The 20,533-nt window shown below is 73.2% G+C and carries 22 protein-coding genes and 1 pseudogene; all 23 read left to right on the forward strand.

What is annotated here, in order from left to right; translation table 11 throughout:
* The coding region (locus JWQ92_RS16920; protein ID WP_367276724.1) for a DHHA1 domain-containing protein at positions 1–132 on the forward strand (132 nt) is incomplete at its 5' end.
* A 5-nt stretch (positions 133–137) separates the two neighbouring features.
* Positions 138–602: a Holliday junction resolvase RuvX gene (gene ruvX / locus JWQ92_RS08915; RefSeq protein WP_297344105.1), complete on the forward strand. Its 465-nt coding sequence runs from the start codon at positions 138–140 to the stop codon at positions 600–602.
* 4 nt (positions 603–606) lie between these two features.
* Positions 607–1,785, forward strand: coding sequence for an endolytic transglycosylase MltG (gene mltG, locus JWQ92_RS08920; protein ID WP_297344106.1), 1,179 nt, complete (start codon positions 607–609; stop codon positions 1,783–1,785).
* Positions 1,785–2,609, forward strand: a complete 825-nt coding sequence (locus JWQ92_RS08925; protein ID WP_297344107.1) for a shikimate dehydrogenase — start codon at positions 1,785–1,787, stop codon at positions 2,607–2,609. The genes mltG and JWQ92_RS08925 overlap by 1 nt, the downstream gene beginning before the upstream one ends.
* 2 nt (positions 2,610–2,611) lie before the next feature.
* Positions 2,612–3,805: a chorismate synthase gene (aroC, locus tag JWQ92_RS08930; RefSeq protein ID WP_297344122.1), complete on the forward strand. Its 1,194-nt coding sequence runs from the start codon at positions 2,612–2,614 to the stop codon at positions 3,803–3,805.
* Positions 3,806–3,834: 29 nt separating this feature from the next.
* Positions 3,835–4,311 (forward strand): shikimate kinase, encoded by a 477-nt coding sequence (locus JWQ92_RS08935; RefSeq protein ID WP_297344123.1) that lies wholly within the window; start codon positions 3,835–3,837, stop codon positions 4,309–4,311.
* 11 nt (positions 4,312–4,322) lie between these two features.
* Positions 4,323–5,384 carry a 3-dehydroquinate synthase gene (gene aroB / locus JWQ92_RS08940; RefSeq protein ID WP_297344124.1) on the forward strand — a complete coding sequence of 354 codons (1,062 nt, stop codon included), beginning with the start codon at positions 4,323–4,325 and terminating at the stop codon, positions 5,382–5,384.
* Between the two features lie 87 nt (positions 5,385–5,471).
* The gene (gene aroQ / locus JWQ92_RS08945) at positions 5,472–5,927 is read left to right on the forward strand and encodes a type II 3-dehydroquinate dehydratase (protein ID WP_297344108.1); all 456 of its coding nucleotides are present in this window, start codon (positions 5,472–5,474) and stop codon (positions 5,925–5,927) included.
* 60 nt (positions 5,928–5,987) lie between these two features.
* Positions 5,988–6,548, forward strand: coding sequence for an elongation factor P (efp, locus tag JWQ92_RS08950; RefSeq protein ID WP_297344109.1), 561 nt, complete (start codon positions 5,988–5,990; stop codon positions 6,546–6,548).
* 1 nt (position 6,549) lies between these two features.
* Positions 6,550–6,996, forward strand: a complete 447-nt coding sequence (gene nusB, locus JWQ92_RS08955; protein ID WP_297344110.1) for a transcription antitermination factor NusB — start codon at positions 6,550–6,552, stop codon at positions 6,994–6,996.
* Positions 6,989–7,444 (forward strand): DUF6508 domain-containing protein, encoded by a 456-nt coding sequence (locus JWQ92_RS08960; RefSeq protein ID WP_297344111.1) that lies wholly within the window; start codon positions 6,989–6,991, stop codon positions 7,442–7,444. The genes nusB and JWQ92_RS08960 overlap by 8 nt, the downstream gene beginning before the upstream one ends.
* Before the next feature lie 97 nt (positions 7,445–7,541).
* The gene (gene pyrR, locus JWQ92_RS08965; RefSeq protein WP_297344112.1) at positions 7,542–8,066 is read left to right on the forward strand and encodes a bifunctional pyr operon transcriptional regulator/uracil phosphoribosyltransferase PyrR; all 525 of its coding nucleotides are present in this window, start codon (positions 7,542–7,544) and stop codon (positions 8,064–8,066) included.
* Positions 8,063–9,016, forward strand: coding sequence for an aspartate carbamoyltransferase catalytic subunit (locus JWQ92_RS08970; RefSeq protein WP_297344113.1), 954 nt, complete (start codon positions 8,063–8,065; stop codon positions 9,014–9,016). The genes pyrR and JWQ92_RS08970 overlap by 4 nt, the downstream gene beginning before the upstream one ends.
* Positions 9,013–10,329 carry a dihydroorotase gene (locus tag JWQ92_RS08975; protein WP_297344114.1) on the forward strand — a complete coding sequence of 439 codons (1,317 nt, stop codon included), beginning with the start codon at positions 9,013–9,015 and terminating at the stop codon, positions 10,327–10,329. Before JWQ92_RS08970 ends, JWQ92_RS08975 begins: the two co-directional genes overlap by 4 nt.
* A complete protein-coding gene (locus tag JWQ92_RS08980) occupies positions 10,326–10,853 on the forward strand; it encodes a hypothetical protein (RefSeq protein WP_297344115.1) in 528 nt (175 codons plus the stop codon). The genes JWQ92_RS08975 and JWQ92_RS08980 overlap by 4 nt, the downstream gene beginning before the upstream one ends.
* Positions 10,840–12,030, forward strand: a complete 1,191-nt coding sequence (carA, locus tag JWQ92_RS08985) for a glutamine-hydrolyzing carbamoyl-phosphate synthase small subunit (protein WP_297344116.1) — start codon at positions 10,840–10,842, stop codon at positions 12,028–12,030. Before JWQ92_RS08980 ends, carA begins: the two co-directional genes overlap by 14 nt.
* Positions 12,031–12,120: 90 nt before the next feature.
* Positions 12,121–15,423 carry a carbamoyl-phosphate synthase large subunit gene (gene carB / locus JWQ92_RS08990; protein ID WP_297344117.1) on the forward strand — a complete coding sequence of 1,101 codons (3,303 nt, stop codon included), beginning with the start codon at positions 12,121–12,123 and terminating at the stop codon, positions 15,421–15,423.
* Positions 15,420–16,286, forward strand: a complete 867-nt coding sequence (gene pyrF / locus JWQ92_RS08995; protein WP_297344118.1) for an orotidine-5'-phosphate decarboxylase — start codon at positions 15,420–15,422, stop codon at positions 16,284–16,286. Before carB ends, pyrF begins: the two co-directional genes overlap by 4 nt.
* Before the next feature lie 16 nt (positions 16,287–16,302).
* Complete coding sequence (gmk, locus tag JWQ92_RS09000) at positions 16,303–17,199, forward strand: guanylate kinase (RefSeq protein WP_297344125.1); 897 nt, start codon at positions 16,303–16,305, stop codon at positions 17,197–17,199.
* An 85-nt stretch (positions 17,200–17,284) separates the two neighbouring features.
* Positions 17,285–17,536 carry a DNA-directed RNA polymerase subunit omega gene (gene rpoZ / locus JWQ92_RS09005; protein ID WP_297344119.1) on the forward strand — a complete coding sequence of 84 codons (252 nt, stop codon included), beginning with the start codon at positions 17,285–17,287 and terminating at the stop codon, positions 17,534–17,536.
* 49 nt (positions 17,537–17,585) lie between these two features.
* On the forward strand, positions 17,586–18,827 hold the full coding sequence (gene coaBC / locus JWQ92_RS09010; protein WP_297344120.1) for a bifunctional phosphopantothenoylcysteine decarboxylase/phosphopantothenate--cysteine ligase CoaBC: 1,242 nt from the start codon (positions 17,586–17,588) through the stop codon (positions 18,825–18,827).
* A 31-nt stretch (positions 18,828–18,858) separates the two neighbouring features.
* On the forward strand, positions 18,859–20,052 hold the full coding sequence (gene metK, locus JWQ92_RS09015; protein WP_297344121.1) for a methionine adenosyltransferase: 1,194 nt from the start codon (positions 18,859–18,861) through the stop codon (positions 20,050–20,052).
* Positions 20,053–20,075: 23 nt separating this feature from the next.
* Positions 20,076–20,533 (forward strand): annotated as a pseudogene (locus JWQ92_RS09020) (primosomal protein N'); the annotation flags it as partial.

The following is a 20,533-nucleotide window of genomic DNA, read 5'->3' on the forward strand; positions in this document are numbered from 1 at the left end:
CTCGCTCGGGCCGCCGCGCAGGTGCTCGGCGGCGGTGGCGGCGGCCGGGACGACGTCGCCCAGGGCGGCGGCAGCGACCCGACCGCGATCGGTGCAGCCCTCGAGGCCGTCGCGGCCGGGCTCAGCCGCTGAGCGAGATGCGACGAGGCGTCCGGCTCGGTATCGACGTCGGCACCGTGCGGGTCGGCGTGGCGCGATCGGATCCGGACGGCGTGCTCGCGACCCCGCTCGAGACCGTGCAGCGCGGCGCGGACGTCGCGGGCGTCGTCACCCGCATCGAGGAGCTCGCGGACGAGCTCGAGGCGATCGAGCTGATCGTCGGACTGCCCCTCGCCATGCGGGGCACCGATACGGCCTCGACCGCGGACTCGCGCCGCATCGCCGCCCTGCTGGCCGACGGCCCGAGACCGGTCCGGCTCGTCGACGAGCGGCTCACGACCGTGAGCGCCCAGGCGGCGCTGCACGCGTCCGGCCGGGACACGCGAGGGTCGCGGCGCGTGATCGACCAGGTGGCCGCGGTGATACTTTTGCAGCACGCCCTCGACGCCGAGCGCGCCCGAGGCGAGGCGCCCGGCGCGCTCGTCCACTCGAACCGGAAGTAGTCCCGTGGCCCGTACCCGCAGTGGGGATCCGGACGCGCCTGCGGGCGACGGGCGACCCGACGCGTTCACGGTGCTGCTCGCACCCCGGGAGATCGCCGACGGCACGGAGCCGCAGCGGCACGGCCGGCGGCGTCGACGACGGATCTGGCCGTGGCTCGTCTCGGCCGTCGTGGTGCTGCTCCTGCTCGGGGGCGGCGCCTTCGGCACCGCCTACACGATCTGGCCCGACCAGGTGAAGAGCCTGTTCGGCTACAGCAACGACTACACGGGGAGCGGCATGGGCGCGGTCGAGGTCGTGGTGAAGCAGGGCGATCTCGGATCCGACGTCGCCGGCCGCCTCGCGAAGGCGGGCGTGACGAAGACGACCACGGCGTTCTACGACCTGCTGCTGAAGACGAAGCCCGAGCCGACCCTGGTGCCGGGCACGTACCGCCTCGCGCACCACATGAGCGCCGCCGCCGCCCTCGCGGCGCTGCAGGACCCCCGGCATCGTGTCGTCGCGGACGTCGCGATCCCCGAGGGCAGCACCGTCGAGCAGATCCTTCAGTCCACCGCGACGGCCACCGGCACGCCCCTGGCCGAGCTGCAGGCCATCGCGAAGGACCGCACCGCGCTCGGCGTGCCCGCGTCGGCGCCGAGCCTGGAGGGCTACCTCTTCCCGGCGACGTACCAGTTCCAGCCCGGCACCTCCGCGAAGGCGATGCTGTCGACGATGGTGCAGCGGATGTATCAGGCCCTCGACGCCGACGGGGTGGCGAAGTCCGACCGTCAGAAGGTGCTGACGCTCGCCGGCCTGGTGCAGAAGGAGGGCAACGGGACCGACGACGCGAAGGTCGCCCGGGTCTTCCTCAACCGCATCGCGAAGCACATGATGCTCCAGTCCGACGCCACGGTCAGCTACGGCGCGGGCGGCACCACGGTCGTGCCGACCACGAAGCAGTACGCGAGCAACAACCCCTACAACACCTACAAGCACTACGGCCTGCCCCCTGGCCCCATCTCGAACCCCGGCGACGTGGCGATCAAGGCCGCGCTGCATCCGGCGAAGGGCAGCTGGCTGTTCTTCGTCACCGTGAACCTCGAGACCGGGGAGACGGTGTTCAGCACCACCGACGCCCAGCACGAGAAGGCGCGAGCGCGGTTCGAGGCGTGGCTGAAGGCCCACCCGAACTACGCGAAGTAGTGGCTCCCCGTCGGCTCGCGGTGCTCGGTGCACCGATCGCCCACTCGAAGTCACCGCTGCTGCATGCCGCGGCCTACCGCGTGCTCGGGCTCGACTGGGAGTACGGCCGCGCCGAGGTCGACGAGGCCGGGCTCGAGGCGTTCCTGGCCGGTCTCGGTCCCGAATGGCGGGGGCTCTCGCTCACCATGCCGCTGAAGCGGGCGGTGCTCCGGCTCGTCCCGGGGGGCGACCAGACGGTCGCGCGGCTCGGGCTCGCGAACACCGTGCTGCTCGACGGGCGCCCGGCGCTGTTCAACACGGACGTCCCGGCGATCGTCGCCGTGCTGGGCGAGATCGATCCGGAGAGGCCCTCGTTCGTGCTCGGCGGCGGCGCGACGGCGGCCAGCGCGCTCGAGGCCCTTCGCCTGCTCGGAGCGGACCGCCGCATCGTCGTCGCCCGCGATCCGCGACGTGCCCGACGGGCGCTCGGTGATCTCGCCACCGAGTACCGCCCGCTCGAGCCCGATGCGCTGATCGGCGTCCTTCCCGGAGGCGTCGTCGTGTCGACGCTGCCGGGAGGGGTCGACGCGGCCTCGGTCGTCCCACACCGGCTCGATGGTGAGCGCCTGCTCGACGTCGCCTACGACCCGTGGCCGAGCCCGCTCGGCAGGGACTGGTCGGGTGCGGGAGGAGGCCTGCTGCACGGCCTCGACATGCTGCTCGAGCAGGCGCTGCTGCAGGTGCGCGTGTTCACGGCCGGCGACCCCGACGTGCACCTGCCCGACGAGGAGCGCGTCCGGGCCGCCATGGCAGCCGCGGTGGGGCGCGACATGGAAGACTCGTGACGATGTTGCGCTGGCTCACGGCCGGTGAGTCGCACGGCCCGAGCCTCACCGCCATCCTCGAAGGGCTGCCCGCGGGCGTGCCCGTCGGACTCGACACGATCCGCACCGACCTCGCCAGGCGACGGCTCGGGGTCGGCCGCGGATCCCGCCAGAAGTTCGAGCAGGACGAGCTCGCGGTGACCGGCGGCGTCGTGCACGGCCGGAGCATCGGCGGGCCCGTCGCGGTCACCATCGGCAACACGGAGTGGCCGAAGTGGCAGGAGGTCATGGCGGTCGAGGACGTGCCGCTGTCGGACGCCTCGCGGGGCCGGGGTGCGCCGCTGACCCGCCCACGGCCCGGCCACGCCGACCTCACCGGCATGCAGAAGTACGGCTTCGACGAGGCCCGGCCGGTGCTCGAGCGGGCCAGCGCCCGCGAGACCGCCGCCCGCGTCGCACTCGGCGCCGTCGCCCGCGCCTTCCTCGCCGAGCTCGGCGTCTCGGTGCTCAGCCACGTCGTCGCGATCGGGGCCGTGCTCGTGCCCGAGGACGCGGCGATCCCCGGTCCCGACGACGGCGCCCGCATCGACGACGACCCGGTGCGCTGCGCGGACCCCGCCGCGAGCGCCGCGATGGTCGCGGAGATCGACGACGCGCATCGCGCCGGCGACACCCTCGGGGGCGTGGTCGAGGTGGTCGTGCACGGCCTGCCGCCCGGCCTCGGCTCCTACGTGCACTGGGACCGGCGCATCGACGCCCGGCTCGCCGGCGCGCTCATGGGCATCCAGGCGATCAAGGGCGTCGAGGTCGGCGACGGCTTCGCGACGGCCAGGCGACGCGGATCCGCGGCCCACGACGAGCTCGTGCTCGGTGCCGACGGCATCCACCGCCTCACGGACCGTGCGGGCGGCACCGAGGGCGGCATGACGACGGGCGGCGTGCTGCGCGTCCGCGCGGCGATGAAGCCGATCAGCACCGTGCCGCACGCCCTCCGCACGATCGACGTCGCGACCGGCGAGGTGGCGGCCGCGCACCACCAGCGCTCGGACGTGTGCGCGGTGCCCGCCGCGGGCGTCGTCGCCGAGGCGATGGTCGCGCTCGTGCTCGCCGACGCCGTGCTCGAGAAGTTCGGTGGCGACTCGCTGAGCGAGACCCGCCGCAACCGGGACGCGTACCTCGAGGCGATCCCCGCGGGACTCCGGACCGCCGGATCGTGACCGGGCGCACCGTCGCCGTGATCGGGCCGATGGGCGCGGGCAAGAGCTCGGTCGGGCGCAGGCTCGCCAAGCGGCTCGGCCTGCCGTTCACCGACACCGATCAGCGGGTCGTCGCCCAGCACGGCGGAATCGCCGGGCTCTTCGCCGAACGGGGCGAGCCGGCGTTCCGGGAGCTCGAGCGGGCGGTGGTCGCCGAGGCGCTCGCGGAGGGCGGTGTCGTGGCGCTTGGCGGGGGAGCCGTGCTCGACGCGGGCACCCGCGCCGACCTCGCCCGCTGCACCGTGGTGCTGCTCACGGTCGACGAGGCCGCCGTCGCCGGGCGGCTCGAGAGCGGGAAGCGGCCCCTGCTCGTCGACGGCCTCGACTCCTGGCGGCGCATCGCCGCGGAGCGGGACGCCGTCTACCGCGGCCTCGCCGACCTCGTCGTCGACACGTCCGGGCGACCGATGGCCCACGTCGTCGACGAGCTCGCCGCCGCCCTCGATCCGAAGGAGGACCGCCCGTGACCGAACCCGTGATGGTGCCCGTCCGCGGCGCGGGCGACTACGACGTCGTCATCGGCCGCGACCTCGGCGGCCGCCTCGCCGGCGCTCTCGGGCCCGGCGTGAAGAAGGCGCTCGTCGTGCACCAGCCGGTGCAGACGCAGCGGGCCGAGGCGATCCGCGAGCGGCTCGCCGGGAGCATCGAGGTGCTGCTCGCCGAGGTGCCGGATGCCGAGGACGCGAAACGGATCGAGGTCGCCGCGTTCTGCTGGCAGGTGCTCGGGCAGGCCGAGTTCACCCGCTCCGACGCCGTGATCGGTCTCGGGGGCGGCGCCGTCACCGACCTCGCCGGCTTCGTCGCCGCCACCTGGCTGCGCGGCGTGCGGCTCGTCCAGCTGCCGACGAGCGTGCTCGGCATGGTCGACGCCGCGGTCGGTGGCAAGACCGGCATCAACACCACCGAGGGCAAGAACCTCGTCGGTGCGTTCTGGGCGCCGGCCGCCGTGCTCGCCGATCTCGACACCCTCGAGACGCTGCCCCGGAACGATCTGCTCGCCGGCTTCGCCGAGATCGCGAAGTGCGGGTTCATCGCCGACACCGCGATCCTCGACGCCCTGACCGCCGACGTCGACACCGCGACGGATCCCGGATCCGACGTCTTCGCCGACCTCGTCACCCGCGCCGTCAGGGTCAAGGCCGAGGTCGTGAGCGGCGACTTCCGGGAAGCCGGCAGGCGCGAGATCCTCAACTACGGGCACACGCTCGGGCACGCGATCGAGTACGCCGAGCGCTACCGCTGGCGGCACGGCTCCGCGATCTCCGTCGGCATGGTCTTCGCCGCGGAGCTCGCGCGGCTCGTCGGCCGACTCGACGACGACGGCGTGGAGCTGCACCGCGACGTCCTCGGCAGCCTCACCCTGCCGCTCGGCTACCCCGCGGGCCGCTGGCCGACGCTCACCGCCGCCATGCGCCGCGACAAGAAGGCGAGGGCGGGCCTGCTGCGCTTCGTGCTGCTCGACGGCATCGGCCGCACGAGCATCCTGAACGGGCCGGAGGACCACCTGCTCTTCACGGCCTACAGCGAGATCGCCACCTGACCACCGGGCGGTTTCGGGCACCCGCGGGCGTCATCGGACGCCCGTGATGCCCGAAGCGGCCCGGCGGCCGCCGATACAGTTGCGGTCGTGCCTCGCGTCCTCGTGCTGAACGGTCCGAACCTGCAACGGCTGGGCACGCGGGAACCGGCGATCTACGGATCCGCGACGCTCGCCGATGTGGAGCGCGACCTGAAGGCGGCAGCCCCGGAGCACGTCGAGGTCGAGCTGCGGCAGACCGACGACGAGGCGACGCTCATCTCCTGGCTCCACGAGGCCGTCGACACCCGGTCGCCCGTCATCATGAACCCGGCGGCGTTCACGCACTACAGCTACGCGCTGCGGGACGCGTCGGTGCTCGTCACCGAGGCGGGGCTGCCGCTCATCGAGGTGCACATCTCGAACCCGCACCGTCGCGAGGAGTTCCGTCACACCAGCGTCGTCTCCGGCGTCGCCACCGGTGTCATCGCCGGACTGGGCGTCGAGGGGTACCTGCTCGCGCTGCGGTACGTGGCCGCCAGGATCGGCTCCATTCCCGGCGCGTAGACTGCCGGGTCGGCCCGGCGACCCAGGGCGCAGCAGACCACCCCCAGGGAGAGCATCCACATGGCGACCACCGCCGACATCCGCAACGGCATCGTGCTGAACATCGACGGCCAGCTCTGGAACGTCGTCGACTTCCAGCACGTCAAGCCCGGCAAGGGTGGCGCGTTCGTGCGCACCAAGCTGAAGAACGTGGTCACCGGGAAGGTCGTCGACCGCACCTACAACGCCGGCACCAAGGTCGACATCGAGAACGTCGACCGCCGCGACTACCAGTTCCTCTACCGGGACGGCGACGACTTCGTCTTCATGGACACGTCGACCTACGAGCAGCTGCCGGTCCCGGTCGCGACCGTGGGCACGGCCGCGAACTACCTGCTCGAGAACCAGACCGCGACGATCGCGATGAACAACGGCAACCCGCTCTACGTCGAGCTGCCCGCGTCGGTCGTGCTCGAGGTCACGTACACCGAGCCCGGCCTGCAGGGCGACCGCTCGTCCGCCGGCACGAAGCCGGCGACGCTCGAGACGGGCACGGAGATCCAGGTGCCGCTGTTCCTCGAGACCGGCACCAAGGTCAAGGTCGACACCCGCACCGGCGACTACCTGGGCCGCGTGAGCTGAGGTGTCGGCCCGCACGAAGTCGCGCAAGCGCGCGCTCGACGTGCTGTTCTCGGCGGACGTGCGCGGCGACTCACAGGCCGACGCCCTCGACGCCGAGCAGCAGCGGGCCCTCGCACGCCCTGAGCGGGCGTCGAGCTGGCCGTACGCGCGGGAGATCGTCCAGGGCGTGATCGAGCACGCGCCCGAGATCGACGGCGCGATCACCGAGCACGCCACCGCATGGCCGATCGACCGGATGCCCGCGGTCGACCGCGCGATACTCCGCATCGCCGTGTGGGAGATCCGCTACAACCCGGACGTCCCCGCGGCGGTCGCCATCGACGAGGCCGTCGAGCTCGCGAAGGAGCTGTCGACCGACGACAGCCCTCGGTTCGTCAACGGCCTGCTGCACGCGATCGCGGCGGCCGCCGAGTCCCTGCCGGGTCGGGGCGCCGCGGCGGATGCCTGACCCCACCGACGAGGAGATCCTCGCCGCGCTGCGGTCCGCTCCGGCGGACGCCGTCGAGCGCCTGCGGCACGCGGTCGGCGCGTACCGGTCGGCGACGGCTCCGCTCGTCGAGTGGCGCGGCGGCCGGGACCCGGCCGGGACCGCGGCCGCCGACTCGGCCTATCCGGTCTACGACGACCGCGTGTGGGAGCTGCTCGGGGCGCTCCAGGCCGTGGGGGCCTTCGTGGTCTTCGACTGGATGCACTGGAAGCGGGCAGCGGTCGTCCGCGACGTGCGGCTCGCCGTCTCCGCACCGGTCGCGGATCTGGCGCGCCTCGTCACCGTCCTGCTGCGGGGTGAGCGGTTCGGCGACGGCGTGATCGCCGGCGCGGTGGACGCGGGCGTGCTGCCGGTCCTCGGTGAACGCGTGCTCGCGTTCCTCGACGACCGGGCACCGACGCCGTCCTGAGCGCGGGAACGACCGGCCGGCCGCCGTCCGTCGGGCGCGCTAGGCTCGTCGCCGATCACCTTTAAGGACCGTCCAGTGAGGCGGGGAAGGAGGTCGGATGCCGCCGCGCACCCTCCTGCAGGCCGATGACGTCCGCCGTGCCATCGTCCGCATGGCCCACGAGCTCGTGGAGACCGCGCCCGACGGTGCGCGCCTGCTGGTGCTCGGCATCCCCACCCGCGGTGCGGTTCTCGCCCGCCGCCTCGCCGACGCGATGAGCGGCGTGGTCGGCGCCCCGGTCGCCGTCGGCACGCTCGACGTGACGCTCTACCGCGACGACCTCGGCTCCCAGCCGACGCGCCCGACCGGGCGCACCCAGGTGCCCGCCGACGTCGACGGCGCCGTCGTGGTGCTCGTCGACGACGTGCTGTTCTCCGGCCGCACGGTCCGCGCCGCGCTCGACGCGCTCACGGCGCTCGGCCGGCCCGCGGTCGTGCGCCTCGCGGTCCTCGTGGACCGCGGGCACCGGGAGCTTCCGATCCGGCCGGACTCGGTCGGGCGCAACCTCCCGTCCGCGAAGACGGAGCGGATCCGCGTGCAGCTCACCGAGATCGACGGGACGGACGGGGTGACCATCGAATGAGCGACCACCTGCTCTCCACCCGCGGCCTCGGCCGCGACGGCGGCGTCGCGCTGCTCGACATCGCCGAGGACATGGCGGACACGCAGCAGCGGCAGGTGAAGAAGCTGCCGACGTTGCGCGGCACGACGGTGGTGAACCTGTTCTTCGAGGACTCCACCCGCACCAGGATCTCCTTCGAGGCGGCGGCGAAGCGCCTCTCGGCCGACGTGATCACCTTCAGCGCGAAGGGCTCGTCGGTCTCGAAGGGCGAGAGTCTCCAGGACACCGCGCAGACCCTGCAGGCGATGGGCGCCGACGGCATCGTGCTCCGCCATCCCGCCTCCGGCGCCGCGGAGGTGCTGGCGTCGAGCGGCTGGACCCGGGCGGCCGTCGTGAACGCCGGCGACGGCACCCACGAGCACCCGACGCAGGCCCTGCTCGACGCCTACACGATCCGCAAGCGCCTGCACGGGGACGCGTCGAGGGGCCGGGACCTCGACGGCGTCTCCGTCGTGATCGTCGGGGACGTGCTCCACTCCCGCGTCGCCCGCTCGAACGTGTGGCTGCTCACCGCGCTCGGCGCGTCGGTGCGGCTCGTCGCCCCGCCCACGCTGCTGCCCGGCGCCATCGGCGGCTGGCCCGTCGAGTCCGGCATCGACCTCGACGCCGCGCTCGCCACCGCCCCCGACGTCGTCATGATGCTGCGCGTGCAGCGGGAGCGGATGACCGAGGCCTACTTCCCGAGCTCGCGTGAGTACGCGGCGCTCTACGGGTTGTCGGCCGACCGCGCCGCGCGGCTGCCGGAGAGCAGCCTCGTCATGCATCCCGGTCCGATGAACCGCGGTCTCGAGATCGCGGGCGAGGTCGCCGACTCGGCCCGCTCGACCGTGCTCGAGCAGGTCGAGAACGGCGTGGCGGTGCGCATGGCCGTGCTCTACGACGTGCTGGCCGGACGAAGGGGAGCCGCATGACCAGGACCGTGATCCGCGGGGCCCTCCGCGCCGGCGACGGCGCCCGCACCGATCTCGCCGTCGAGGACGGCCGGATCGTCGCGGACGGGACCGTCCGGCCCGACCCCGGCAATCGCGTGATCGACGCCGACGGCCTGATCGTCCTCCGCGGCTTCGTCGACCTGCACACGCATCTCCGCGAACCCGGTGGCGAGGGCGCGGAGACCGTCCTGACCGGCTCGCGGGCCGCGGCCGCCGGCGGATACACGACCGTGCACGCGATGCCGAACACCGATCCGGTCGCGGACACGGCCGGCGTCGTCGAGCAGGTCGCCGCCCTCGGCCGGGAGGCCGGCTACGTGGACGTGCGGCCGATCGGCGCGGTCTCGAAGGGCCGGGAGGGCAAGGAGCTCGCCGAGCTCGTCACGATGGCCCGCTCCCGCGCCAGGGTGACGATGTTCTCCGACGACGGATCCTGCGTCGCGGATCCACTGCTCATGCGCCGCGCGTTGGAGTACGCCCGCATCGTCGGCGGCGTGATCGCCCAGCACGCGGAGGAGCCGCGGCTGACCCGCGGCGCTCAGCTGCACGAGGGTTCAGTCTCCGCGGAGCTCGGCCTCGCCGGCTGGCCGGCTGTCGCCGAGGAGGCGATCATCGCCCGCGACGTGCTCCTCGCCGAGGCGGCGGGTGCGCGCCTGCACGTCTGCCACGTCTCGACGGCCGGCAGCGTCGAGCTGATCCGATGGGCGAAGGCCCGCGGCGTGCACGTCACGGCGGAGGTCACGCCGCACCACCTGTTCCTCACCGACGAGGCAGCGCGCGGCTACGACCCGCGCTTCAAGGTGAATCCGCCCCTGCGCACCGCGGACGACGTGACCGCCCTCAGGGCCGGTCTCGCCGACGGTACGCTCGACGTCGTCGCGACCGATCACGCCCCGCACCCGGCGGAGGCGAAGCGCAGCGAGTGGCAGGCCGCCGCCAACGGCATGGTGGGCCTCGAGACCGCTGCATCCGTGGTGCAGGCGGCGATGGTCGAGACCGGTCTGCTCGGCTGGGCGGAGGTGGAACGGGTCATGGCGAGCACGCCTGCGGCGATCGGCGCCCTCCCCGACCGCGGCCCGCTCGTGGTCGGTGCGCGCGCCGACCTCCTGCTCCTCGACCCGGCTGCCCGCCGCAGGATCAGCGCGGCGGATCTCGCGGGGCGCAGCACGAACTCGCCCTACCTGGGCCTCGATCTGCCCGGCCGGGTGGTCGCGGTGCTCCATCGAGGACTGGCCACCCTGCTCGACGGCGTGCTCCGCGAGCCCGCCGAGGTCGCCGGAGGCGCCCGGTGATCTCCCCGGTGGCCGTCGCGACCACGATCCTCGTGCTCGTCGCCGCGCTCGTGGGCATGGCCGTCTCGTGGCGCCGGCGCGGCAGCGGGCAGCGGAACCTCGCCCTGCCCACCGTCCCCGTGGATCCGGGCGCCGAGCGCATCGCCGTCGACGGGCTCTACCTCGCCACGACGTTCGCGGGCCGTCCCCTCGAGCGCGTCGCTGCGCACGGCCTCGGGTTCCGGGCCCGCGCCCGCGTCGCGGTGACCGACGCCGGCGTCCGCATCGACCGCGACGGCGCCGAGCCCCTGCTCCTGCCGGCCGCGAGCGTCACCGGCGCCGGGACGGCCACCTGGACGCTCGACCGCGGCGTCGAGCCCGGCGGCCTCACCGTGCTCGCCTGGGAGCTCGACGGCGACGGGGGACCGGTGCCCGTCGAGTCCTCGTTCCGCATCGACCCGCTCCCGCGCGACCGGCTGATCGCCGCCGTCGGGACGCTCGTCGCCCACCGATCCGCTCGAAAGGACCCGAATGCCGACGCCTGAACCCGCCGTGCTCGTGCTCGAGGACGGTCGCCGCTTCCCCGGCCGCGCCTGGGGCGCGCGCGGCCGCACGTTCGGCGAAGCCGTCTTCGCCACCGGGATGACCGGCTACCAGGAGACGCTGACGGACCCGTCGTACGCGGGCCAGATCGTGATCCAGACGGCGCCGCACATCGGCAACACCGGCATGAACGACGAGGACCCCGAGTCCCGCCGCATCTGGGTCGCCGGCTACGCAGCGCACGCGCCGTCACGCATCGCCTCGAACCAGCGGTCGGTCCGCACCCTCGACGACGACCTCGAGCACGACGGCATCGTCGGCATCGCGGGCCTCGACACCCGCGCCGCGACGCGGCACCTCCGCGACAAGGGTGCGATGCGCTCGGGCATCTTCTCGGGCCCCGACGCGGCGCTCGACCCGGACGAGCAGCTCGCGCTCGTCCGGGAGCAGCCGGCCATGAGCGGGGCGAACCTCTCCGCCGAGGTCTCGACCGACGCCGTCTACACGGTGCCGGCGGTGGGGGAGCGGATCGGCTCCGTCGCGATCGTCGACCTCGGCATCAAGGCCGCGACGATCCATGCGCTCGCCGAGCGCGGCCTCGACGTGCACGTGGTGCCCGAGTCCGTCACCGTCGAGGAGCTCTACGCCCTGAATCCCTCGGCGGTGTTCTACTCGAACGGTCCCGGCGACCCGGAGGCGTCCGACCGGCACGTCGCCCTGCTGCGGGAGGTGCTGACGCGGCGCACACCGTTCTTCGGCATCTGCTTCGGCAACCAGCTGCTCGGCCGCGCCCTCGGGTTCGACACCTACAAGCTGCCGTTCGGGCATCGCGGCATCAACCAGCCGGTCGTCGACCTCCGCAGCGGCCGCGTGGGCATCACCGCGCACAACCACGGCTTCGCCGTGCAGGCGCCGATCGGCCGGGTCGTCGACACCCCCGCCGGATTCGGCCGCGCGGAGGTCACCCACGTCGACCTCAACGACGACGTCGTCGAGGGGCTCGCCTGCCTCGACCTGCCCGCGTTCTCCGTGCAGTACCACCCCGAGGCGGCCGCCGGCCCGCACGACGCCGCCGAGCTGTTCGACCGGTTCCGCGACCTCGTGCTCGCCGCGTCAGCGGAGGAGGGCGAGGCTGCAGCCATCGCCGTCGAGGCCGCACCGACGGGGGGCGCGTCATGAGCGTCAGCCCCTTCATGTCGCGCCCCGGGCCGCCATCCGGCATCGGATGCGGCAGGAATCGCGACGCGAACACGATGAGAGGCGAGGCGAATGCCTAAGCGGACCGACATCCGGAGCGTCCTCGTGATCGGCTCCGGGCCGATCGTGATCGGGCAGGCGGCGGAGTTCGACTACTCGGGCACCCAGGCGTGCCGCGTGCTGCGCGAGGAGGGGATCCGCGTGATCCTCGTCAACTCGAACCCGGCGACGATCATGACGGACCCCGACTTCGCCGACGCGACCTACATCGAGCCCATCACGGTGCCGGTCCTCGAGTCCATCATCGCCGCGGAGCGGCCCGACGCCGTCCTCCCGACGCTCGGCGGCCAGACGGCGCTGAACGCCGCGATCGCTCTCGCCGAGGCCGGCGTGCTCGACCGGTACGGCGTCGAGCTCATCGGTGCGAAGGTCGAGGCGATCCGCCGCGGCGAGGACCGGCAGATCTTCAAGGACCTCGTGATCGAGGCCGGCGCCGAGGTCGCCAGGTCGGCCATCGCGCGGAGCGTGCCCGAGGCGCTCGCCCACGCCGAGGACCTCGGCTATCCGCTCGTCGTGCGGCCCTCCTACACGATGGGCGGCCTCGGGTCGGGCTTCGCCCACACGCCGGAGGAGCTCGCGCGGATCGCCGATGACGGCATCGCGGCCAGCACGGTCGGCGAGGTGCTGCTCGAGGAGTCCATCCTCGGGTGGAAGGAGTACGAGCTCGAGCTCATGCGCGACCAGGCCGACAACACGGTCGTCGTCTGCTCGATCGAGAACGTCGACCCGGTCGGCGTGCACACCGGGGACTCCATCACCGTGGCGCCCGCCATGACGCTGACCGACCGGGAGTACCAGCGGCTCCGCGACATCGGGATCGACATCATCCGGCTCGTGGGCGTCGACACCGGTGGCTGCAACATCCAGTTCGCCGTCGAGCCGACCACCGGCCGCGTCATCGTCATCGAGATGAACCCCCGCGTCTCACGTTCCAGCGCGCTCGCCTCGAAGGCGACCGGCTTCCCGATCGCGAAGATCGCCGCCAAGCTGGCGATCGGCTACCGGCTCGACGAGATCCCGAACGACATCACCCGCGTCACGCCGGCGAGCTTCGAGCCGACCCTCGACTACGTGGTCGTCAAGGTGCCACGGTTCGCGTTCGAGAAGTTCCCCGCGGCGGATCCGACCCTCACCACGACCATGAAGTCCGTCGGCGAGGCCATGGCCATCGGTCGCACCTTCGGCGCGGCGCTGCAGAAGGCACTCCGGTCGCTCGAGAAGCGAGGCAGCTCGTTCAGCTGGGAGGGGGAGCCCGGGGACGCGGCGGCCCTGCTCGAGGAGGCGGCGACGCCGACCGACGGCCGGATCGTCGTGCTGCAGCAGGCGATGCGCGCAGGCGCGTCCATCGCGGAGGCGTATGCCGCGACCGGCATCGATCCGTGGTTCCTCGACGAGATCGCGGCGATCAACGAGACCGCCGACGCCGTCCGCGCCGCCCCGGCCCTCGACGCCGACCTGCTCAGGGCGGCGAAGGAGCAGGGCTTCTCCGACGCCCAGCTCGCCGCGCTTCGCGACTCCGACGAGGCGACGATCCGACGGGACCGGCACACCGCGGGCATCCGCCCGGTCTACAAGACCGTCGACACCTGCGCCGGCGAGTTCCCGGCGCTCACGCCGTACCACTACTCGACCTACGACCTGGAGACCGAGGTCGTCCCGTCGGACGCGCGCAAGGTCGTCATCCTCGGCAGCGGCCCGAACCGCATCGGCCAGGGCATCGAGTTCGACTACTCCTGCGTGCACGCCGCCTTCGCCCTCCGCGACGCCGGCTACGAGACCGTCATGGTCAACTGCAACCCCGAGACGGTGTCGACGGACTACGACACGTCCGACCGGCTCTACTTCGAGCCGCTGACGCTCGAGGACGTGCTCGAGGTCATCGCCGCGGAGTCCGCGAGCGGGACCGTCGTCGGCGTGATCGTGCAGCTCGGCGGCCAGACCGCGCTCGGCCTCGCGAAGGGACTCGAGGCGGCGGGCGTGCCGATCCTCGGCACGTCGCCGGCCGCGATCGACCTCGCCGAGGAGCGCGGGCTCTTCTCCGCGATCCTCGCCGACGCCGGCCTCGTCGCACCGAAGAACGGGACGGCGGTCGACGCCGCGAGCGCGAAGGCGGTCGCGGCCGAGATCGGCTACCCGGTGCTCGTGCGCCCGTCGTTCGTGCTGGGGGGCCGGGGGATGGAGATCGTCTACGACGCGTCGAGCCTCGACGGCTACTTCGAGCGCATCGCCGGCCAGGCGATCGTCGGCGCCGACCACCCGCTGCTCGTGGACCGCTTCCTGGACGACGCGGTCGAGATCGACGTCGATGCGCTCTTCGACGGCACCGACCTCTGGATCGGCGGAGTCATGGAGCACATCGAGGAGGCCGGCATCCACTCCGGCGACTCGAGCTGCACCCTGCCGCCCGTCACCCTCGGCCGGTCCGTGATCGACGAGGTGCGCGACGCGACCCTCGCGATCGCGCGCGGCGTCGGTGTGCGGGGGCTGCTCAACGTGCAGTTCGCGGTGGCCGCGGGAGTGCTCTACGTGCTCGAGGCCAACCCTCGCGCGTCGCGCACCGTGCCGTTCGTCTCGAAGGCGCTCGGCGTGCAGGTCGCGAAGGCCGCGGCGCTCGTCATGGCCGGCCGGTCGATCGCAGACCTGATCGCCGAGGGGAGGCTGCCCGCGAGGGACGGCAGCGACGTGCCCGCGGACGCGCCGGTCGCAGTGAAGGAGGCGGTTCTGCCGTTCAAGCGGTTCCGCGACCGGTCGGGGAACGTCATCGACTCGCTGCTCGGCCCGGAGATGCGCTCGACCGGCGAGGTCATGGGCATCGACCGGGACTTCCCGCGGGCGTTCGCGAAGAGCCAGGAGGCCGCATACGGCGGGCTGCCGCTCTCCGGCACGGTGTTCGTGTCCGTCGCGGACCGGGACAAGCGGTCGATCGTGCTCTCCGCGCTGCGGCTCAGCGAGGTCGGGTTCACCCTGGTCGCCACCGCAGGCACCGCGGAGATGCTCCATCGCAACGGCATCAAGGCGGGCGTCGTGCGCAAGCTGTCGGACGCGGGTGAGGTCGGACCCGATGTCGTCGAGCTCATCCGCCGGGGCGAGATCGACATCGTCGTCAACACGCCGTCGGGCCGATCCGCCCGCGCGGACGGCTACGAGATCCGCGCCGCGGCGGTCGCAGCCGACAAACCCCTGTTCACGACGGTGGCTCAGTTGTCCGCTGCGGTGGCATCGCTGGACGCGATTCGGGCAGGATTCGATGTGACCCCCCTTCAGGAGTACGAGCGTCGTCGCAGTTCGGCTGCGGCGAGGAAGAGCAGCCAGTGACCCTGCCCACCTTCGCCGAGCGCCTGGGCGCCGCGTTCGCCGACCACGGGCACCTGTGCGTCGGCATCGATCCCCACGAGTACCTGCTCGCGGAGTGGGGTCTGCCGGTGTCCGCCGTCGGTGCCCACGAGTTCGGGCTGCGCGTGGTCGAGGCCTGCGTCGGTCGCGTCGGCATCGTGAAGCCGCAGGTCGCCTTCTACGAGCGGTTCGGCTCGATCGGCTACCGGGTGCTCGAGGACGTGCTGAAGGAGGCGCGGAACGCGGGCCTCGTCGTCATCGCCGATGTGAAGCGCGGCGACCTCGGGTCCACCATCGAGGCCTACGGCCAGGCGTGGCTCACACCGGGCGCTCCGCTCGAGGCCGACGCCATGACGATCAGCGCCTTCCAGGGCTTCGGCGCGCTCCGTTCGCCGCTCGAGCAGGCCGGGCGGCACGGCAAGGGCCTGTTCGTCCTCGCCGCGACATCCAACCCCGAGGCGATGGCCGTGCAGACGGCGGTCATCCAGCGGGAGACGCAGGCCGGCAAGTCCGTCGCCGGCGGCCTCGCCCAGCGGGCGGTCAACTGGAACCGCACCCACGCGGAGGGCCCGATCGGCAACATCGGCGTCGTGCTCGGCGCGACCGTCGACTTCGCCGACTTCGGCATCGACCTCGCCTCGCTCGCGGCGGTGCCGGCGACGCCGATCCTCGCGCCGGGCTTCGGCTACCAGGGCGCCCAGTTCGCCGACGTGAAGCGCCTCTTCGGTGTGGCCGCGGCGGTGACCGTCGTGACCGCGTCGCGCAGCATCCTCGCCTCGGGTCCCGCCGCGCTCGGCGACGCCATCAAGCGTCAGGCCGACCTGCTCGGCGAGGCGATCGCGTGATCCCGTGGAGCGCACCATGAACCCGCCCGAGGTCGACCGGCTCGCCGGATCCCGGGCGGCGGTCGCGGCCCGGCGGGCGAGGGCCGAGGTGAAGCGGCAGGTGTCGTCCGGCGAGCGCAGCGCCAGCGAGGTGCTCTCGTCTGCCATGCGCGACGGGTCGCAGCCCGAGGCGACCATGCGGGTCAGCGAGCTCATCGGGAGCATCCCGTGGCTCGGCCCTACCCGCACCGCGAAGATCATGCAGGACCTCCGGATCTCGCCCTCGAAGCGCCTCGGCGGACTCGGCGTGCACCAGTACCAGCGCCTGCACGAGTTCCTCGTGCGCCGGCAGGCGCCGCGGCGGCCGATGGAGCCGGAGGGGCCGCGCAGCCGCCTCGTCGTGCTCGCCGGCCCGACCGCGGTCGGCAAGGGCACGGTCGCCGCGCACATCCGGGAGCACCACCCGGAGGTTCTGCTGTCCGTGAGCGCCACCACCCGGCCGCCCCGGCCCGGCGAGATCGACGGCGTGAACTACTACTTCCTCTCGGACGAGCAGTTCGACCGGATGATCGAGGCCGGCCAGTTCCTCGAATGGGCGACCGTCCACAACGCCTATCGCTACGGCACGCCCCGCCAACCCATCGATGCGGCGATCACGGAGGGCCGCAGCGTGCTGCTCGAGATCGACCTGCAGGGCGCGCGGCAGGTGCGGGCGGCGTTCCCCGAGGCGATGCTCGTCTTCCTGCTCCCGCCCACGTGGGAGGAGCTCGTCCGCCGGCTCGTCGGGCGCGGCACCGAGGACGAGGACGAGCGGGAGCGTCGCCTCGAGACGGCGAGGGTCGAGCTGGCGGCCCAGGAGGAGTTCGACGCGGTCGTCGTGAACACGAACGTCGAGGAGGCGGCCCGCGAGGTCGTAAGCTTGATGTCCGTCTGATCCGGCTCGCCCGGGTCCCGCCGCGCCCAGCGCGGCCCCCCGCTTCCGCCCGCCGGCGGTGCCCCTCTACCAGCCAGGAGATCGCATGTCCAAGAACCTCGGCATCATCGACCCGCCCATCGACGAGCTGCTCACGAAGGTCGACTCGAAGTACGGCCTCGTGATCTTCGCGAGCAAGCGGGCCCGGCAGATCAACGACTACTACGCCGACCTGCACGAGGGCAGCCTGTTCGACAACGTCGGCCCGCTCGTCGAGTCGTCGATCGACGACAAGCCGCTGTCGGTCGCGCTCCGCGAGATCAACGAGGACAAGCTCCGCATCACGAGCGTCGAGTGACCCGGCACGGGCGCCCCGGCCGGGCTTCAGGCGCGGGATCGGAGCGTCCGTGAGGGTCGTCGTCGGGATCTCGGGCGGCATCGCCGCGTACAAGGCGGTCAACGTCGTCCGGGCCCTGGTGCTCGGCGGCCACGACGTCCACGTCGTGCCGACCGCCGCAGCGCTGCGGTTCGTCGGCCGTCCGACGCTCGAGGCGATCAGCCGCAACCCCGTCGAGACGGACCTCTACGAGGGCGTCGCCGAGGTGCGCCACGTCGCGCTCGGCCAGTCCGCCGACCTCATCGTGATCGCTCCGGCGACCGCGAACACCCTCGCCAAGCTCGCGACCGGCCTCGCCGACGACCTGCTCGGCACCACCGTGCTCGCGAGCCGTGCGCCGCTCGTCGTCGCGCCCGCGATGCACACCGAGATGTGGGAGAACCCCGCCACCCGGGCGAACGTGGCGACCCTCGTCGGGCGCGGTGTCGTGGTCGTCGGACCCGGGTCCGGCCGGCTCACCGGGCACGACGTGGGCGCAGGCCGGATGGCGGAGCCCGGCGACATCGTCGCAGCCGCGCTCGGCGCCGCCACGACGGCGGACGTCCCCACCCGCACGGCCGCCCCGCCGCTTCGCGGCGCGCCGGTACCGGACGGCATGGTGGGCACCAGGGTGCTGATAACGGCCGGCGGGACCCGGGAACCCCTCGACCCGGTGCGGTTCCTCGGCAACGCGTCGAGCGGACGCCAGGGCGTCGCCCTCGCCGAGGCGGCCCGCGACCGGGGCGCGGAGGTCGTGCTCGTCGCCGCGCACCTCGAGGTGCCGGTCCCGGCCGGAGTCGACGTCGTGCAGGTGGCGACCGCCCAGCAGATGCTCGAGGCCGTGCGCCGGGAGGCGGCCGCCGCCGACCTCGTGATCATGGCCGCCGCCGTCGCCGACTGGCGGCCCGCCGCTGTCGCGGACGGCAAGCTGAAGAAGCGCGATCTCGGCGAGACGTTCGCCGTCGAGCTCGTGCGGACGCCCGACGTGCTCGCGACCATCGCCGCGGAGCGGCCGCGGGCCGGCCAGATCATCGTCGGGTTCGCCGCCGAGACCGAGCCGGACCACGAGCGGCTGCTCGCCCTCGGCCGCGACAAGATCGCGGCGAAGCGCGCCGACTTCCTCGTGCTGAACGAGGTCGGGCACGACCTCGTCTTCGGCCGGCAGGAGACCGCCGTCACCGTCCTCGACCGGACGGGTGACGTTCTCGGATCGGCCGGGGGCGACAAGCGGTCGGTGGCGGACGCCATCCTGGACTTCGTCGTGCCCGTCTGACCGCCCCCGTTCCCACCCTGCAGGAGGATCAGTGACCGCGTTGCGTCTGTTCACGTCGGAGTCCGTGACGCCAGGTCACCCCGACAAGATCTGCGACCAGATCTCCGACAGCGTGCTCGACGCCCTCATCGCGCAGGACGTGCACGCGCGAGTCGCCGTCGAGACGCTCGTCACCACCGGGCTCGTGCACGTCGCCGGGGAGGTCTCCACGAGCGGCTACGCGGACATCCCCGGGATCGTGCGGGACCGCATCCGTCGCATCGGCTACGACTCGTCCGACCAGAGCTTCGACGGCTCCACCTGCGGCGTGTCCGTGTCGATCGGCTCGCAGTCCGTCGACATCGCCCGCGGCGTCGACCGGGCGCTCGAGGCCCGTGCCGGCAGCTCGGAGGCCTACGACCAGCTCGGCGCCGGAGACCAGGGCATCATGTTCGGCTTCGCCGTTCGCGAGACGCCGGAGCTCATGCCGATCCCCATCGCCCTCGCGCACAAGCTCGCCGAGCGGCTCACCCGGGCGCGGCAGGAGGGCGTGCTGCCCTACCTCCGGCCCGACGGCAAGACGCAGGTGACGATCGGCTACGACGGTGTCCGGCCCGTCACCGTCGAGGCGGTCGTCGTCTCCACGCAGCACGCCCCCACGGTGGAGTCCGGCGACCTGCGCGACGACGTGCGCCGGCTCGTGATCGACCCGGTGCTGGAGGCGAGCGGCCTCGACGCCGGCGCGCCCCGCATCTACGTGAACCCGTCCGGGAGATTCGAGGTCGGAGGGCCGAAGGCGGACGCGGGGCTCACCGGCCGCAAGATCATCGTCGACACGTACGGCGGGGCGAGCCGGCACGGTGGCGGTGCGTTCAGCGGCAAGGACCCGTCGAAGGTCGACCGCTCCGGCGCGTATGCGATGCGGTGGGTCGCGAAGACCGCCGTCGCCGCCGGCCTCGCCGATCGGCTCGAGCTGCAGGTCGCCTACGCGATCGGCGCGGCGGAGCCCGTCGGGCTCTATGCGGAGACGTTCGGCACCGCCCACGTGCCGGAGGAGCGGATCGTCGCCGCGATCCGTGAGGTCTTCGACCTTCGGCCCCGGGCGATCATCGACGCGCTCGACCTGCTGCGCCCCATCTACGCCGAGACCAGCGTGTTCGGGCACTTCGGGCGCGAGCTGCCGCAGTTCACGTGGGAGCGCACCGACCGCGCGGCGGACCTCGCCGCCGCGGCCGGGCTGGGCTGACCGCCCCGAGCGCCGAGGGCGACATGACCGTCCCGTCGATCGCGAACGTCGTGCTCGACTCGCCGCTGCCGCGCCTCGACCACCTCTTCGACTACCGGGTCCCCGAGGCGCTGCAGGGCACGATCACGCCGGGCGTCCGCGTGAAGGTGCCGCTGCGGGTCGCGGGGCGCAGCGCCGACGGCTGGGTGGTCGGCCTGTCCGAGACCACGGACGCGCCCGGGGAGCTGTCCACGATCGACAAGCTCGTGTCGCCCGTCCCCGTGCTGCCGCGCGAGGTGTGGCGCCTCGCGCGCGCCGTGGCCGATCGCGGCGCCGGGGTGGCCTCCGACGTGCTGCGGCTCGCGGTGCCGAAGCGGCAGGCCCGCGTCGAGCAGCGCTGGCTGAAGGACGGCGCGACGGCACCGGCCCCGGTCGACGCGCCCCGCCTGGCCGTGGGCGACGCGCTGGTCGAGGGACGCCGGCTGACGGCACTCGCGACCCC

It is taken from the genome of Amnibacterium sp. (genome assembly GCF_025463795.1).
Taxonomy (GTDB): Bacteria; Actinomycetota; Actinomycetes; order Actinomycetales; family Microbacteriaceae; genus Amnibacterium.